At 36.5% G+C, this 16835-nt stretch carries 16 protein-coding genes; all 16 read left to right on the forward strand.

From position 1 onward, the window contains the following. Positions 1–54 precede the first annotated feature (54 nt). Positions 55–825, forward strand: a complete 771-nt coding sequence (locus tag MHI47_RS05925) for a ribonuclease HII (protein WP_093535731.1) — start codon at positions 55–57, stop codon at positions 823–825. 4 nt (positions 826–829) lie between these two features. Further along, positions 830–2689, forward strand: a complete 1860-nt coding sequence (locus MHI47_RS05930) for a hypothetical protein (protein ID WP_340830015.1) — start codon at positions 830–832, stop codon at positions 2687–2689. Further along, a complete protein-coding gene (locus MHI47_RS05935; RefSeq protein WP_340830016.1) occupies positions 2686–2985 on the forward strand; it encodes an EscU/YscU/HrcU family type III secretion system export apparatus switch protein in 300 nt (99 codons plus the stop codon). Before MHI47_RS05930 ends, MHI47_RS05935 begins: the two co-directional genes overlap by 4 nt. 116 nt (positions 2986–3101) lie before the next feature. Continuing rightward, on the forward strand, positions 3102–4262 hold the full coding sequence (gene sucC / locus MHI47_RS05940; protein WP_093535180.1) for an ADP-forming succinate--CoA ligase subunit beta: 1161 nt from the start codon (positions 3102–3104) through the stop codon (positions 4260–4262). A gap of 18 nt (positions 4263–4280) precedes the next feature. Next, a complete protein-coding gene (gene sucD, locus MHI47_RS05945; protein WP_093535178.1) occupies positions 4281–5183 on the forward strand; it encodes a succinate--CoA ligase subunit alpha in 903 nt (300 codons plus the stop codon). A 266-nt stretch (positions 5184–5449) separates the two neighbouring features. Then, a complete protein-coding gene (gene dprA, locus MHI47_RS05950) occupies positions 5450–6331 on the forward strand; it encodes a DNA-processing protein DprA (protein WP_340830018.1) in 882 nt (293 codons plus the stop codon). 111 nt (positions 6332–6442) lie between these two features. Further along, positions 6443–8518 (forward strand): type I DNA topoisomerase, encoded by a 2076-nt coding sequence (topA, locus tag MHI47_RS05955; protein ID WP_340830020.1) that lies wholly within the window; start codon positions 6443–6445, stop codon positions 8516–8518. A 15-nt stretch (positions 8519–8533) separates the two neighbouring features. Beyond that, positions 8534–9844, forward strand: a complete 1311-nt coding sequence (gene trmFO / locus MHI47_RS05960; RefSeq protein WP_340830021.1) for an FADH(2)-oxidizing methylenetetrahydrofolate--tRNA-(uracil(54)-C(5))-methyltransferase TrmFO — start codon at positions 8534–8536, stop codon at positions 9842–9844. A gap of 65 nt (positions 9845–9909) precedes the next feature. After that, the gene (gene xerC / locus MHI47_RS05965) at positions 9910–10809 is read left to right on the forward strand and encodes a tyrosine recombinase XerC (protein ID WP_340832009.1); all 900 of its coding nucleotides are present in this window, start codon (positions 9910–9912) and stop codon (positions 10807–10809) included. A gap of 19 nt (positions 10810–10828) precedes the next feature. Beyond that, on the forward strand, positions 10829–11377 hold the full coding sequence (hslV, locus tag MHI47_RS05970) for an ATP-dependent protease subunit HslV (protein ID WP_093535170.1): 549 nt from the start codon (positions 10829–10831) through the stop codon (positions 11375–11377). Beyond that, positions 11374–12765 (forward strand): HslU--HslV peptidase ATPase subunit, encoded by a 1392-nt coding sequence (gene hslU, locus MHI47_RS05975; protein WP_340768730.1) that lies wholly within the window; start codon positions 11374–11376, stop codon positions 12763–12765. Before hslV ends, hslU begins: the two co-directional genes overlap by 4 nt. 84 nt (positions 12766–12849) lie before the next feature. Beyond that, on the forward strand, positions 12850–13629 hold the full coding sequence (codY, locus tag MHI47_RS05980) for a GTP-sensing pleiotropic transcriptional regulator CodY (protein WP_093535166.1): 780 nt from the start codon (positions 12850–12852) through the stop codon (positions 13627–13629). A 286-nt stretch (positions 13630–13915) separates the two neighbouring features. Beyond that, complete coding sequence (gene flgB, locus MHI47_RS05985; protein WP_340830023.1) at positions 13916–14308, forward strand: flagellar basal body rod protein FlgB; 393 nt, start codon at positions 13916–13918, stop codon at positions 14306–14308. A 2-nt stretch (positions 14309–14310) separates the two neighbouring features. Next, entirely contained in the window at positions 14311–14772 is a 462-nt protein-coding gene (flgC, locus tag MHI47_RS05990; RefSeq protein ID WP_340830025.1) for a flagellar basal body rod protein FlgC, read from the forward strand. A 19-nt stretch (positions 14773–14791) separates the two neighbouring features. After that, positions 14792–15097 carry a flagellar hook-basal body complex protein FliE gene (fliE, locus tag MHI47_RS05995; RefSeq protein WP_093535160.1) on the forward strand — a complete coding sequence of 102 codons (306 nt, stop codon included), beginning with the start codon at positions 14792–14794 and terminating at the stop codon, positions 15095–15097. A gap of 59 nt (positions 15098–15156) precedes the next feature. Further along, a complete protein-coding gene (gene fliF / locus MHI47_RS06000; RefSeq protein ID WP_340830029.1) occupies positions 15157–16746 on the forward strand; it encodes a flagellar basal-body MS-ring/collar protein FliF in 1590 nt (529 codons plus the stop codon). Positions 16747–16835: the final 89 nt, after the last annotated feature.

Raw genomic sequence — 16835 nt, forward strand, 5'->3', positions numbered from 1 at the left:
TTATATATTATTGCCGATACATAGAATAAGAGTTAGAAAGCTGATGTGAATGAGATGTTAAGTATAAAAGAGATAAAAGAAAAATTAGAGCAATCTACAGGTTTAGAAACATGGATAACGGAGTTAGAGCAGGATGAACGAATTGGTGCACGCAAACTGTGGACAAGTTGGAAAAGAAAACAACAACAATTACTAGTAGAACGTCAGGCGCATGAAGAAAAAGTAGCCTTCGATAGAAGTTATTGTTCGGAGGATAAGAGTTTAGTAGCGGGAGTGGATGAAGCTGGAAGAGGTCCTTTGGCAGGTCCGGTCGTCACAGCTGCTGTAATCCTTCGAAATGATACGAAAGAATTAATAGGCCTAGATGACTCAAAACAAGTTTCTAGAACTAAACGAAATGAGCTAGCTATAGCGATTAAACAAAATGCAATTGCGTACAGCATACACTTTCAAACAGTTGAAAAAATCGATCAGTTGAATATTTATGAAGCAACGAAACAATCCATGACAGAAGCTGTTTTAAACTTAGAAGAAAAACCGAATGTCGTATTAGTAGATGCGATGAAATTGCCTATTGACATCGAAACGCATTCTATTATAAAAGGGGATGCAAAAAGCTTGGCAATTGCAGCAGCATCTATTTTAGCTAAAACCGCTCGAGACGAATACATGGATCAGTTACATGAGCAATTTCCGATGTATTTATTTAACAAACATGCAGGCTATGGTACAAAGTTACATGTCGAAATGATAGAGAAATATGGTCCTACCCAGCACCATCGAAAATCATTTGAGCCGATTAAATCAATATTAAGAATGAGGTGATTACGTGACTTCCACATCTTTTTCAATTACTCAATCATCTGCAGCTTCCGGGATAACTTCTTCTTTACAAGCACCTATGAAGGAAGGGCAAGTAGTTCATGGAACGATTAAAAAATTGTATCCAAACCAAACTGCCGAAGTACAAATTGGCAATCAAAAAGTAATAGCAAAATTAGAGACTCCACTAAAAGCTGGGGATTCTCATTTTTTTCAAGTAGAGAAATCAGCACCTGAATTACAACTAAAGGTAGTTACAGGGCCTCTCACACAAGGAAATACGTTAGCACAACAAGGCCAACAATTATTACAAGCAATGAACTTACCAAAAACAACTGAAATGCAAGCAGCTGTGCAGTTTTTTATAAAACAACAATTACCGGTTTCTAAAGATACATTAGTACAAGTAGAACAATTATTAAAACAAATGCCAAAAGATGTAACGTTAAAAGGTGCCCTCGAGGCTATCCAAAAAATAGTCGATATGAAACTGCCTTTAACTTTTACTATGCTCCAGACAGTAATGAGCGGGAAATCTACGGATGGAATGCATAATATTCTTCAAAATTTACAAACCCAATTACAGCAGGATCAAACAGTTATGCCAGGTTTAAAAAATAATATCCTACAAAACATACAAAAGTTAGCAGAGCCATTTAATGGCCCAGTTGCTGGAGCGATACTAGGTAAGCAGATAGAAAATCTTCAAAACCAACAATCCCCTCTATCATCACGCTTACCGATTCTACAAACGTTAAAGGAATCCAATGTGCTGCCAGCTACTGCGAGCCTTTTGAATCCAACCCCGATTACTGGTCAGCCGGCAATTGCAAATTCAGCTGGAGAATTGTTATTAAAACTTGAACAAGCCTCTCCTACAGAAAAGGGGCAAGTGTTAGAACAAGTTCGTAGTTGGGTTAGTCAACAGTCTTCATTAACGACCACCCAAAAGAATGAAGTGATAGCTTTACTGAAAAATAATAGTCAACCTAATCAACTTCAGCTAGTGAATAATGCATTGACAAAAATATTTGCCGAGCAAAGTCAGCAAGCAATTTTTACAAAAGATTTAAACGGGTTAACTCCCAAGGACCACTTGGTGTCGTTATTAGGGAAAGGCATTACAGAAGAAGCTATAACTCAAAATTTACAAAATGTAACGAATATAAGTAGAAACCCTACCAGCAGTAATATACTTACTCAAACCGTCATTCAAGCAGAGCAACAAGTTATGCAGCAATTAGATGGAAAAGCATTTGAGCACGCTATAAAAGATGTCTTACGATCTCTAGGATTCGGTTATGAAGCAAAACTAGGAAATAATAGCGAGGAAATAAGACAACTAGCTTCTCAATTAAAGCCACAAATTGTGGAGTTAATGCAAAACCAGACCATTTCTACTGCATTGAGAGATAGTGCAGAAACAGTGCTTGCACGCATGAATGGATTACAAATATTATCCAATGAAAATGGGCCGCAACATCAGTTGCTGATGCAAGTTCCTTTAGAGTTTCTAGGTAAAAAAATGGATGCTACACTTGAGTGGAATGGTCGGATGAAAGAAGACGGTAAAATCGACTCCGATTTTGCTAGGATTATGTTTTATTTGCAGCTAGATACTTTAAAAGAAACTGTTGTAGATATGCAAGTGCAAAATAGAGTCGTTTCGATTACTTTATATAACAATGACAAGGATTTAGTTCCAGTTGTAGATAAATTTAAAGAAATATTAAAGCAAGGGTTATCATCGGTAGGATATCAACTCTCGGGAGTATTCGTAAAAAGCTTTGAGGAACAAAAAATCACATCGGCTTTGATGGCAAAATCAAAGGCGCTTGATGCACAAGGAGTAGACATTCGTATATGAAAGATGAAAGGTATACTAGAAAAGAAGCTGTAGCAATAACGTATAATCCCGATCTTAATGATGCACCGAAGATAGTAGCAAAAGGAAAGGGTAAAATAGCAGAAAATATTTTAGCGAGAGCCGAAGAATTTAATGTTCCCGTCCAAGAGGATGCAAGTTTAGTAGAACTTCTCGGACAATTGGATATAAACCAATCGATTCCAGAGGAGTTATATCAGGCGGTAGCAGAGGTCTTTGCTTATATTTACAAAATAGATAAAGAAAAAGGAAATGCTATAAGATCTACCGACACATAGTCTGAATATTCGTCGTATTACGTAAATGCTATACTTTTGTGGACAAAATGTGACACTTTTAATACAATTAGAAGGGTAGTAAATTACTTGACATAAGTTTGATTGGAGGATGTAAGATGAATATCCATGAATATCAAGGAAAACAACTCCTTAGACAATATGGTGTAGCAGTTTCTAACGGGATTGTAGCTTTCTCACCTGAAGAGGCAGTTAAAGCGGCAAAAGAATTAGGAACAAGCGTTATCGTTGTTAAAGCTCAAATTCACGCAGGTGGTCGTGGTAAAGCTGGTGGAGTTAAAATCGCTAAAAATTTAGATGAGGTACGTGAATACGCGAAGGAATTACTAGGTAAAGTACTTGTTACTCACCAAACTGGTCCTGAAGGTAAAGAAATTAAACGCTTACTTATCGAAGAAGGAAGCGACATCAAGAAAGAATATTATGTGGGTCTAGTTTTAGACCGTTCAACTTCACGTGTAACATTAATGGGCTCTGAAGAGGGCGGTATGGACATTGAAGAAGTGGCTGCAAATTCTCCTGAAAAACTTTTCTATGAAGAAATTGATCCAGTTGTAGGATTAACAGGCTTCCAAGCACGCCGTATGGCATTTAATATGAACATTCCTGCTAAACTTGTGAACAAAGCAGCTAAATTTATGCTTGGTTTATATCAAGTTTATAAAGAAAAAGATGCTTCAATCGTTGAGATTAACCCATTAGTAGTAACTGCTGATGGCGATGTTTTAGCGCTAGATGCTAAATTCAACTTCGATGGAAATGCTCTATATCGTCATCAAGACATTTTAGAGATGCGCGACTATGATGAAGAGGATCCAAAAGAAATTGAAGCTTCAAAATATGACCTAAGCTATATCTCTTTAGATGGAAATATCGGTTGTATGGTTAATGGTGCAGGACTAGCTATGGCAACAATGGATACGATTAGCTATTACGGCGGATCACCCGCAAACTTCCTTGACGTTGGGGGCGGCGCGACTGCTGAAAAAGTTACAGAAGCATTCAAAATCATCCTTTCTGATAAAAATGTAAAAGGTATTTTTGTTAATATCTTCGGTGGAATTATGAAGTGTGATATTATCGCTGAAGGTGTTATTATTGCAGCGAAAGAATTAGGATTAGTAGTTCCACTTGTCGTTCGTTTAGAAGGAACTAACGTAGAATTAGGTAAAAAACTATTGAATGAATCGGGCTTAAATATCGTTGCTGCAGATTCAATGGCAGACGGCGCTCAAAAAATCGTTAATCTTGTAGGATAAGAAAGGCAGGGACAAAAAGTGAGCATATATATTAATAAAGATACTAAAGTAATTGTACAAGGAATTACGGGCTCAACTGCTCTTTTCCATACAAAGCAAATGTTAGAATATGGAACTAAAATCGTTGCTGGGGTTACACCTGGTAAAGGTGGAACAGAAGTAGAAGGAGTACCAGTTTTCAATACAGTTGAAGATGCTGTTAAAGCTACTGGCGCTAATGTTTCAGTAATTTATGTTCCAGCACCATTTGCTGCAGATGCGATTTTAGAGGCTGTTGATGCTGATTTAGATATGACTATTTGTATTACTGAACATATCCCAGTGCTAGACATGGTTAACGTTAGACGTTACATGGAAGGTAAGAAAACTCGTCTAGTTGGACCAAACTGTCCAGGTGTTATTACTGCAGATGAATGTAAAATTGGTATTATGCCAGGATACATCAACACTAAAGGTCATGTAGGAGTAGTATCTCGTTCAGGAACACTGACTTATGAGGCTGTTCTACAGTTAACTGATGCAGGTATTGGCCAATCTACATCTGTAGGTATTGGTGGAGATCCGGTCAACGGAACAAACTTCATCGATGTTCTAAAAGAATTCAACGATGACCCTGACACATATGCAGCAGTAATGATTGGGGAAATTGGTGGAACTGCAGAGGAAGAAGCAGCTGCATGGATCAAAGAAAATATGACAAAACCTGTTATTGGATTCATCGGTGGACAAACTGCACCTGAAGGCAAACGTATGGGTCATGCTGGAGCTATTATTTCTGGTGGACAAGGTACTGCAGAAGGAAAAATCAAAGCAATGGAAGCAGCTGGTATGAAAGTTGCAGCAACTCCATCTGTTATTGGTGCAACTTTAATCGAAGCGATTAAAGAAGCGGGTATATACGATTCTTGTAAAACACATTAATAAAGAGGTACGGCGCATCGGATGGTGCTGCCGTATTTTTTAAAATTAATATAACTGATTATTCGGTGTTCTAAAGGCTGACTCCAGTGAGGATTCCCTTGAACAACTTCAGAGTTCCCGAAATAGTATCAAACTTATATATTTCAGGGCTTTTAGCGTATGTAGAATACCTTAAAAGTGTCGTATTATCCGGTACAACACAAAGTTTTAAACCTGCAATAACTTATAAATCAGGCGCTCCCGCTTGTCAAAAAAGGAGGAAACCAATGGGTAAGAGTCCGTTTATTAACCGCTTTTTAGCTTTACATTATGTGTTTCCAGTACCATTAAATAAGCTATTTCCTCTATTAGAATATGATCCAGAACTAGAGAAATTTGAAAAAATTCCCCCGCAAAAATTGGCGAAATTATGTAAAATATCCCTCGAACGTGCTATTAAACTGCAAAAAATATTCCTAGAATTTGTCGAAATTCCAATGCTGCAAATGTATAAAAAACACTCGATTCTCCCCATTCTATTTTCTGATCCCAACTATCCTAAAAGTCTATTAGATTTGTATGACCCTCCTGCAGTAATATATTTAAAAGGTAAGTCAGAACTACTTACGAACTCTAAGAAACTAGCAATTATTGGTTCGAGAGAGGCAACAGATTATTCGGCCGAAAGTATTAAGGCAATACTTCCTCCTTTAATACAAGAAAAGTATGTGATTATTAGTGGTCTTGCAAAGGGGGCAGACACATTAGCCCATCAAATAACTATGAGTTTAGGTGGAAAAACGATTGGAGTACTAGGAACAGGTTTCTTTCACGTTTATCCTAAACAAAATCTTAAGTTAGCTACCGATATGGAGAAAAGTCAGTTGTTATTAACAGAGTATCCTCCGTATATAACTCCACAAAAGTGGAATTTCCCTAGGAGAAATCGAATAATAAGTGGACTCTCCCAAGGTGTAGTTATCACAGAAGCAACAGAAAAGAGTGGTACAGTTTCTACTATGGAACATGCTTTAGAAAATGGTAAGGAGATTTTTGCTATCCCGGGATCTATCCTTTCTCCGCTATCTATAGGACCGCATTTGCTTATATTGGAAGGTGCGAAACCTGTGTGGAATGGACATCAAATACTGGAAGAGTTAAATAAATAAAAAAACAAAAAAATGAAAAGTCTTGCTTTTATAAGAAAACTGTTATACATTTTGCAACAGGTATTTGTTTTGTAGATTAAAGCGAGTTACCTTCTATAAGGAGGGAAATTTATGTCGGATTATTTAGTAATTGTAGAATCACCAGCAAAGGCAAAAACAATAGAAAAATATCTTGGGAAAAAATATAAAGTCAAAGCATCGATTGGTCACGTTCGTGATCTTCCTAGAAGTCAAATGGGTGTAAATACAGAAAATAATTACGAACCAAAGTATATTACAATTAGGGGTAAAGGCCCGGTACTACAAGAATTAAAAACAGCAGCCAAAAAAGCGAAGAAAATTTATCTCGCGGCTGACCCCGACAGAGAAGGGGAAGCAATTGCATGGCACTTAGCTAACTCATTAAACGTTGATATTGAATCAGATTGTCGAGTAGTATTCAATGAAATTACAAAAGAAGCAATCCTCGAATCGTTTAAACATCCTAGACCAATAAATATGGATTTAGTAGATTCTCAGCAAGCAAGAAGAATTTTGGATCGACTTGTAGGTTACAATATAAGTCCTATCCTATGGAAAAAAGTAAAAAAAGGCCTTTCAGCTGGCCGAGTTCAATCTGTAGCTCTTCGTTTAATCATTGACCGGGAAAATGAAATTAATAGTTTCACGCCGGAAGAGTACTGGACGATTGAAGGACAATTTGACAAGAATAAGAAAGCCTTCGATGCACTTTATTATGGAAGTGAGAAAGAAAAGAGAAAACTTTCAAATAAAGAAGAAGTAAAAGAAGTACTGAAGTCGATGAAGGGCAAAAAATTTGAAGTTGCCAATGTCGTTAAAAAAGAACGGAAACGTAATCCTGCCCTTTCTTTTACTACTTCATCCCTTCAACAAGAAGCCGCAAGAAAACTAAACTTCCGAGCTAGAAAAACAATGATGTTAGCACAGCAACTGTATGAGGGAATCGACCTAGGGAAAAAACAAGGAACGGTCGGCTTGATTACTTATATGCGTACTGATTCTACAAGAATCTCGGATAGTGCAAAAGCAGAAGCTCAAGAATATATAAAAAACGAATTTGGATCTGAATATATTTCTACAAAAAAAGTAGAAAAGCAATCGAAAAAAGCACAAGATGCCCACGAAGCTGTTCGACCAACAAGTGTACTTAGAACACCAAGTGAACTAAAAGCGATTCTATCGCGTGACCAACTAAAATTATACAAACTAATATGGGAACGTTTTATAGCTAGCCAAATGGAATCTGCTATACTAGATACAGTGGCTGTTGACCTTAAAAATGGGGAAGTTTACTTTAGAGCAAATGGCTCCCAAGTTAAATTCCCAGGATTTATGAAAGTGTATGTGGAAGGTTCAGATGATCAAACCGACGATAAAGACAAGCTATTACCAGTTTTAGAAATCGGAGATAAAGTTAATGCATTGGCTATTGATCCGAAACAACATTTTACTCAACCTCCTCCAAGATACTCAGAGGCAAGACTTGTAAAAACATTAGAAGAATTAGGGATAGGTAGACCGTCTACTTATGCTCCAACATTAGATACGATTCAAAAACGTGGTTACGTTGCATTAGAGACGAAGCGTTTTGTTCCTACTGAACTTGGAACAATCGTCCATCAGCTAGTATTTGAATTCTTCCCGGAAATTTTGGATATTGAGTTCACGGCCCAGATGGAAAGAGATTTAGATAGTGTAGAAGAGGGACAAGTAAAATGGGTCGAAGTTATTGATGGCTTCTATCAAGGTTTTGAGAAGCGTGTCGTGTATGCTGACGCTGAGATGGAGAAAATTGTTATTAAAGATGAACCAACAGGAGAAGATTGTGAAAACTGTGGTTCACCAATGGTATATAAATTAGGGCGTTATGGTAAATTTATGGCTTGCAGTAACTTCCCAGAATGTCGTAATACAAAAGCAATCATCAAAGAGATAGGGGTCCCATGTAAAGCATGTGGGGAAGGCCAGATTGTGGAAAGAAAAAGTAAAACAAAACGTTTGTTTTATGGCTGTAACCAATATCCAACTTGTGAATTTGTTTCTTGGGACAAGCCAATAAGTCGACCATGTCCGAAATGTAACGAAATGTTAGTGGAAAAGAAATTGAAAAAAGGTATACAAATACAATGTGTTGCGTGTGATTATAAAGAAGATCCGCAAAGTTAGAAAGAAGGATACGACATGACTGAAATAGTAAACGTTATTGGTGCAGGATTAGCAGGAAGTGAGGCAGCGTGGCAAATTGCAAAAAGAGGTATAAAAGTACGTCTTTACGAAATGCGCCCTGTTAAACAAACTCCTGCGCATCATACGGACAAATTTGCTGAATTGGTATGCTCCAATTCGCTTAGAGCTAACAACTTAACTAATGCTGTAGGCGTTATTAAAGAAGAAATGCGTATGTTGGACTCTATTATTATACAATCTGCAGATAACAGTAGTGTACCTGCAGGAGGTGCTCTTGCTGTAGACAGACATGATTTCTCGGGTAGAGTTACAGATGCTATACGCAATCATCCGCTAATCGAAATTGTCAATGAGGAAGTAACAGAAATTCCAGAAGGTATAACCGTAATAGCAACCGGTCCATTAACTTCTCCAGCTCTTGCTGAAAAAGTGAAAGACATGACTGGCCAAGACTACTTGTATTTCTATGATGCAGCTGCTCCTATCGTTGAAAAGGATAGTATAGATATGGATAAAGTGTATCTAAAATCGAGATATGATAAAGGCGAAGCTGCATATCTCAATTGTCCAATGACGGAGGACGAATTTAATCGTTTTTATGATGCACTAATAGCTGCGGAAGTTGTGCCTTTAAAGGAGTTTGAAAAAGAAATTTTCTTTGAAGGCTGTATGCCAGTAGAAGTGATGGCAGCACGTGGGAGAAAGACATTATTATTTGGTCCGATGAAGCCTGTAGGTTTAGAAGATCCTAAAACTGGTCAACGTCCTTATGCAGTAGTTCAGCTTCGACAAGATGACGGTGCAGGAACACTTTACAATATTGTTGGTTTCCAAACACACTTGAAATGGGGACCACAAAAAGAAGTACTGAAGTTAATACCTGGTCTTGAAAACGTAGAGATAGTCCGTTATGGAGTTATGCATCGTAATACGTTCATTAATTCGCCATATGTCCTAGAACCAACTTATCAGTTAAAAGCAAATAACCAAATTTTCTTTGCTGGTCAAATGACGGGTGTAGAAGGTTATGTGGAGTCAGCTGGTAGCGGGTTATTGGCCGGGATAAATGCAGCTAAGCTTGCAAAAGGGGAAGAATTAGTCGTATTTCCACCTGAAACAGCGCTAGGAAGTATGGCGAGATATATTACTGAAGCGAACCCGAGAAACTTCCAACCTATGAATATCAACTTTGGTTTATTCCCTGAATTACAGCCGAAAGTTAGAGATAAAAAGGTGAAAGTAGAACAATTGGCAAATCGAGCGTTGACGACAATTCGAAATTTTATGAAAAAGACTGCGTTATAATTGCTAAAAGCCTCTTAAAAGTTGTATACTTTTAGAGGCTTTTACAATGGTTTATACTGGAGTTGATAATCATTATTGGATTTGAAGAACTTCATGCATTTATACAATACATACAATTAGAAAAAAATTATTCCGTTCATACAGTTCAGGAGTATGAAAAAGATATAAAGCAGTTTTTATCTTTTTTAAACAATGAAGGTGTTACGGATCTAAATGAAGTTGAGTATATTCACGCAAGATTGTATGTAACAAAGTTATATGATGAAAAGTTAGCGAGAACCTCTATATCGAGAAAGATATCCTCCATTCGCTCTTATTATAAATTCCTACACAAAGAATATAATGTTCGAGATGATGCGTTTCAATCTTTGTTTCATCCTAAAAGAGAAAAAAAACTTCCTCATTTCTTTTATGAAGAAGAAATGGTGCAATTGTTTGAGGGAAATAAGGGAACAGATTCTCTATCTGTACGAAATATTGCTATTTTAGAACTATTATACGCGACGGGGATGCGAGTGAGTGAACTTACATCGATTGAACTGCGTCATATAGATAGTAGCTATGGAGTCATGCGAGTGATGGGTAAAGGAAGAAAAGAACGATATGTCCCGGTCGGTGATTTTGCTTTAGCAGCGATAGATGACTATTTACAAAATAGTCGACCAAAACTGATGAAGAAAACCTCCCATACATTTTTATTCGTCAATAGTCGAGGAGAGCATTTAACGACAGATGGCGTAAGATATATTTTGAACCAAATGTTGAAAAAAGCCTCGATGAACTCAACTATTTATCCACATATGCTAAGACATACATTCGCTACACATTTATTAAATAATGGTGCTGATCTTAGGAGTGTGCAAGAGCTATTAGGACATTCCAGCTTATCTTCCACACAGATATATACACATGTAACAAAAGAGCATTTACGTAAAACTTATATGAATGCGCATCCGCGTGCGTAAATATTGGAGGTAATTTTAAATGGGTAATATTCATGCAACCACGATATTTGCAGTTAGTCACAATGGTAGCCAAGCAATGGCCGGAGATGGTCAAGTGACATTAGGTAACCAAGTAGTGATGAAACACACTGCGAAAAAAGTAAGAAGGCTTTTTAACGGTCAAGTTGTAGCAGGTTTTGCTGGCTCCGTAGCAGATGCTTTTACACTTTTTGAAATGTTTGAAGGCAAGCTGTTAGAATATAACGGCAATCTACAAAGAGCAGCAGTCGAACTTGCTAAACAATGGCGAGGAGATAAAATGCTTCGTCAATTAGAGGCAATGCTTCTAGTGATGGATAAAAATAGTTTGTTACTTGTTTCTGGAACTGGAGAGGTAATCGAACCAGATGATGGTATTTTAGCTATCGGTTCTGGTGGGAATTATGCATTAGCTGCTGGGAGAGCATTAAAACAGTTTGCAGGAGAGAATATGACAGCAGAAGAAATTGCTAAAGCGGCTCTAACTACTGCTGCAGACATATGTGTTTTTACAAACCATCAAATTATTGTGGAGGTATTAGGTGAATGAAAGAAGCTAACTTAACCCCAAAACAAATTACAGAGCATTTAAATAAATACATTGTTGGACAGGAAGCTGCTAAGAAAGCAGTAGCCGTTGCACTACGAAATCGTTATCGTCGACAATTATTAGACGATGAGATGAAAAATGAAGTGATTCCGAAGAATATTTTAATGATTGGACCTACCGGAGTCGGTAAAACAGAAATCGCTAGAAGAATTGCTAAGTTAACGAAGGCTCCATTTATCAAAGTAGAAGCGACCAAATTTACTGAAGTAGGCTACGTCGGTAGAGATGTGGAATCTATGGTAAGAGATTTAGTGGAAGCAGCTATTCGAATTGTTCGAGAAGAAAAGATGGACGAAGTGAAAGACCAAGCTATTCGATTGGCGAACGACGCGATTGTTAAGTTACTTGTACCTTCTTTGAAGAAAAAGAACGCAAATTCCAATCCATTTGAAGCGTTATTTGGAGGGAAGGAAGAAGATACTACAGATGTAGAAGATACAGATGTACGTTTAAAACGTTCGCAAATTGCCGAAGATTTAAGAGATGGCAAATTGGAGGATGAATTTATTACTGTGGAGGTTGTTGAACAAACTCCGTCTTTATTTGATGCTCTACAACCAGGTGGTATGGAGAGTATGGGCATGAATATGCAGGATGCCTTATCTAATCTTATGCCGAAGAAAAAGAAAAAGCGTAAAATGAAAGTAAAAGATGCCCGAAAAGTATTAATGCAAGAAGAAGCGAACAAACTAATAGACAAAGATGAACTTGCTCAAATAGCCATAGAAAAGACAGAACAAACAGGGATCATTTTTATTGATGAAATGGACAAAATAGCAAGTAAAAATAGTGGAGGATCTTCTGCGGATGTTTCGCGTGAAGGTGTTCAACGGGATATTCTACCAATAGTAGAAGGATCTACAGTTACCACAAAATATGGTGCAGTTAAAACGGACTATATTTTGTTTATAGCAGCAGGAGCTTTCCATATGGCTAAGCCGTCTGACTTAATCCCTGAATTACAAGGTCGTTTCCCAATTCGTGTAGAATTAGAAAAATTGACAAAAGATGATTTTGTCCGTATTTTAAAAGAACCGCGCCAATCACTTATTAAACAATATGAAGCTCTGTTGGAAACCGAAGGAGTAACTATTACGTTTTCAGAAGAAGCTATTGAAAGAATTGGTGAGATTGCGTATGAAGTCAATCAGGAGACCGATAATATAGGAGCGAGACGTCTTCACACTATTTTAGAGAAGATTTTAGAAGAGCTTTCGTTTGAAGCATCTGACATTTCTCCTGCTCATATACAGATTACTCCTGCATATATTGACGGCAAACTTGACAATATTGTGAAAAACAGAGATTTATCTCAATTTATATTGTAAAATCAAATCGTATTAGTATCTAAAACAATTAAAAACCTTTAGAATATTAAAATAAATAGGAAAATTAAATGGAGGATTCAATTCATGAATTTATTAACGAAAACAAGAAAGATTAACTCGATGTTACAAGCTTCTGCTGGTAAGCCAGTAAACTTTAAGGAAATGGCTGCTACTTTAAGCGAAGTAATTGAAAGTAATGCTTTCATCGTATCTAGAAAAGGAAAATTATTAGGTTTTGAAGTTTATCAACAAATTGAAAACGAACGTATTATTAAAATGATGGAAGAGCGTCAATTCCCTGAGAAATATACAAAAAACCTTTTTCATGTGGATGAAACATCATCGAATTTAGATGTATACAGTGAGCACTCGGTATTCCCTGAAGAAAACCGCGAACTATTTAAAGATGGTCTTACAACAATTGTACCAATCATCGGTGGTGGAGAGCGTTTGGGTACATTAATCTTAGGTCGTCTGAAACAAGAATTTGAAGACGATGATTTGATCCTTGGTGAATACGGTGCAACAGTAGTTGGAATGGAAATCTTACGCGAAAAATCAGAAGAAATTGAAGAAGAAGCTCGTAGTAAAGCAATTGTACAAATGGCTATCAACTCATTATCTTACAGTGAACTAGAAGCAATTGAACATATATTTGAAGAGTTAGATGGCAGTGAAGGTCTATTAGTAGCATCTAAAATAGCTGATCGTGTTGGAATAACAAGATCTGTTATCGTTAATGCACTTCGTAAACTAGAAAGTGCTGGAGTTATTGAATCAAGATCACTTGGGATGAAAGGAACATATATCAAAGTATTAAATGATAAGTTTCTTGCAGAATTAGCTCAACTTAAAATGAAATAATTTTTAAAACACCTTTCCTCGTCATGAGGAAAGGTGTTTTTTTTATGGGGAGATAATCGCAAATACAAATAGTTGTTTTTTACTATTTTGATGATAGAAACCTATACTATGACCAGAATTGACACATAATGTCGATGTTTATCAAATAAAAAGGAAAATAGTCCTATTAATTAGATGAAAAATCAATAGACACAATGTTACATAATCATTACAATTAGATTATTGTGATATTCAAAGATAGTTATTAAAAATTTTGTCTAAATATTTAAATAACGAGGTGAAAAAAATGAGTATATTTAGTGGTACTATTTCAAGTTTAGAAAAAGGCTTAGACTTTTCTGCGACGAAACAAAAGACAATTGCGCAAAATATAGCAAATGTCGACACGCCAAACTATAAGGCGAAAAGCGTCAGTTTTAATGAATTTTTATCTAGTGCTAAGCAATCCACTATCTCTGCAAATAGAACGCAAGCAAAGCATATTGATTTTGAAACTAAGGCAAGTACAGCAGGTGTGTTCAATTATTCAAATTACAGCTATAACCATAATGGTAATGGCGTAGACATGGATAAAGAACAAGCAAATCTAGCAACCAATCAAATCTACTATAATGCATTAATAGATCGAATGAGTGGTAAGTTAAATACGCTCCAAACTGTTGTTAGGGGAGGAAGCTAATTATGTCTATATTCCACGGTATGAATACAACAGCTTCAGCGTTAACTGCACAGAGGCTTAGAATGGATGTAATTTCCTCTAATATGGCAAATGTAGATACTACTCGAGCTAAACTTGTGAATGGTGAATGGCAAGCTTATAGAAGAAAGTCAGTAACATTGAAGCCAATCGATGGAAATTTTTCGAATTTTTTAAATGTAGCCATGGGTTCATCGGACAATAGAAGTGTTGGAAATGGAGTAAAAGTTACTAATGTAAAAGAAGATACAGAAACTCCTTTTAAATTAGTATACGATCCAACACATATTGATGCTGATGAAAATGGATATGTGGAAATGCCAAATGTTGATCCCTTAAAAGAAATGGTCGATTTAATATCGGCTACACGATCTTATGAAGCAAATGTAACAGTTTTCAATGCAAACAAAGCAATGTTATCTAAAGCTTTGGAAATAGGTAAATAAGAAAGAAGGTATAGTTTAAATGGCAATAGAATCCGTTTCATTATTTAATCCTTCACAAATAAATCCAGTTTCGCCAACTTCGAAACTAAGTCCTTCAGAAGCACAAGGTGACTTCGGCGATTTTTTAAAATCAGCCATTCAATCTGTAAATGAAAATCAAAAAGCTTCCGACGTAGCTACTGAAAAGCTTATAAACGGTGGCGATATCGAATTACACGATGTAATGATTGCCTCTCAAAAAGCAAGTATTACATTAAATACTACCTTAGAAATTAGAAACAAAGTTGTAGAGGCATATCAAGAAATTATGCGTATGCAAGTTTAACCTCTTTCGGTTAACGCGATAAATTTGGCAAAAATATTCACCATAACCGGAGGATAATAATGAATGAACGTATAAAGAAAATGACAAGCGACGTAACAATTTTTTGGAAAAGTCGCACTAAAATGCAAAAAGGAACAATGATTGGCAGTTTGTTAGCTGTTATTATTCTGGCGATAGTTATTACTACAATGATGAATAAAGTTAACTTCGTTCCGCTGTATACAGATGTATCTCCATCTGAAATAGGACGTATTAAAGAAACATTAGATGCACAAGGAGTTCCCAATGAAATTGCTCCAGGAGGGACATCTATCCTAGTACCAGCAGAGCAAGTGGATTCGTTATTAGTACAACTAGCTGCGGAGGGTTATCCACAATCAGGTATGATTGACTATAATTTCTTCTCTCAAAATGCTGGATTTGGTATGACTGATAATGAGTTTAATGTACTAAAGCTAGCTTCTATGCAAACAGAACTCGGTAAGTTGATAAAAGGTGTCGAGGGAGTAAAGGAAGCGCAAGTAATGATTACATTGCCGGAAGAAGGTGTATTTCTTTCACAAAGCAATGAAACTGCTAGTGCGGCAATAATTTTGAATACAGAGGCTGGGTATAAATTTACAGATTCACAGATTTTGTCCTTATACAACTTAGTATCCAAGTCCATTCCTAATTTAGCTGCAGAAGATATTAGTATTAGAAATCAGTACTTAGAGTACTTTGACTTAGAGCAAGCAAATGCAAATACAGCCGGTGCAAATGTATCCGATCAAATGTCAATCAAGAAAACAATTGAGCGTGATTTACAACGTCAAGTTCAAACGATGTTAGGTACTTTGATGGGACAAGATAAAGTAGTTGTCTCTATTACTACGGATATTGATTTTAAACAGGAAAATCGAGAAGAGAATCTAGTGGAACCTGTTGATGAAGAAAATATGGCTGGAATTGAAATTAGTGCACAGCGTATTTCTGAAACCTTTACTGGTGAAAATCCTGTAGCAGGAGGTACTCCGGCAACAGAAGATGCAACTGACAATTTCACGAACTATGTAGAAGGCTCCACATCAAATGGAGATTATGAACGACTAGAAGATACGATTAATAGTGATGTAAATCGAATTAAAAAAGAGATAGTTGAAAGTCCTTATAAAATTAGAGACATAGGCATTCAGGTTATGGTGGAACCACCTAATCCAGAAGATATAACAACTATGCCTGACGGTGTAGAACAGGATATAGAACAAATTCTTGCAACAATAATCCGCACTTCTATAGATGAAGAAGCTGGAGGAGAATTGACAGAGGAATTACTACAAGAAAAAATTGTCGTATCAGTACAACCATTTAATGGGAAAGCTACTGCGATAGCAAATACACAATCGGCTATTCCTTGGTGGGTTTATGTAATAGGTGGAATTCTACTTGTTGCAATAATTCTATTAGTTGTATCTTTACTTCGCTCTAGAAAAACCGATGAGGAAGAAATGATTATTCTAGAAGAACAACGTGAGGAATTTAATGTCGATGATATTAACACAGAAAAAGAAACAGAATCGACTCTTAGACGAAAACAATTAGAGAAAATGGCGAAAGATAAGCCAGAAGAATTTGCGAAGTTATTACGTACTTGGATAGCGGAGGATTGACTTTATACCAAAAATAAAGTTAAAGCCTCCGGCGAATGTCATAGATTCTGAAACAATATTACCCGGCTTGCCGGATTCAAAATCTTGAT

The sequence above is a fragment of the Psychrobacillus sp. FSL H8-0487 genome, assembly GCF_038008385.1.
Classification (GTDB): domain Bacteria; phylum Bacillota; class Bacilli; order Bacillales_A; family Planococcaceae; genus Psychrobacillus; species Psychrobacillus psychrotolerans.

Coding starts and splice junctions, on each gene's coding strand:
- hslU (WP_340768730.1), top strand. CDS start 11,374: ATGAAAGAAGCTAACTTAACCCCAAAACAAATTACAGAGCATTTAAAT.
- hslV (WP_093535170.1), top strand. CDS start 10,829: ATGGGTAATATTCATGCAACCACGATATTTGCAGTTAGTCACAATGGT.
- flgB (WP_340830023.1), top strand. CDS start 13,916: ATGAGTATATTTAGTGGTACTATTTCAAGTTTAGAAAAAGGCTTAGAC.
- flgC (WP_340830025.1), top strand. CDS start 14,311: ATGTCTATATTCCACGGTATGAATACAACAGCTTCAGCGTTAACTGCA.
- fliE (WP_093535160.1), top strand. CDS start 14,792: ATGGCAATAGAATCCGTTTCATTATTTAATCCTTCACAAATAAATCCA.
- topA (WP_340830020.1), top strand. CDS start 6,443: ATGTCGGATTATTTAGTAATTGTAGAATCACCAGCAAAGGCAAAAACA.
- fliF (WP_340830029.1), top strand. CDS start 15,157: ATGAATGAACGTATAAAGAAAATGACAAGCGACGTAACAATTTTTTGG.
- MHI47_RS05935 (WP_340830016.1), top strand. CDS start 2,686: ATGAAAGATGAAAGGTATACTAGAAAAGAAGCTGTAGCAATAACGTAT.
- codY (WP_093535166.1), top strand. CDS start 12,850: ATGAATTTATTAACGAAAACAAGAAAGATTAACTCGATGTTACAAGCT.
- dprA (WP_340830018.1), top strand. CDS start 5,450: ATGGGTAAGAGTCCGTTTATTAACCGCTTTTTAGCTTTACATTATGTG.
- sucC (WP_093535180.1), top strand. CDS start 3,102: ATGAATATCCATGAATATCAAGGAAAACAACTCCTTAGACAATATGGT.
- MHI47_RS05925 (WP_093535731.1), top strand. CDS start 55: ATGTTAAGTATAAAAGAGATAAAAGAAAAATTAGAGCAATCTACAGGT.
- trmFO (WP_340830021.1), top strand. CDS start 8,534: ATGACTGAAATAGTAAACGTTATTGGTGCAGGATTAGCAGGAAGTGAG.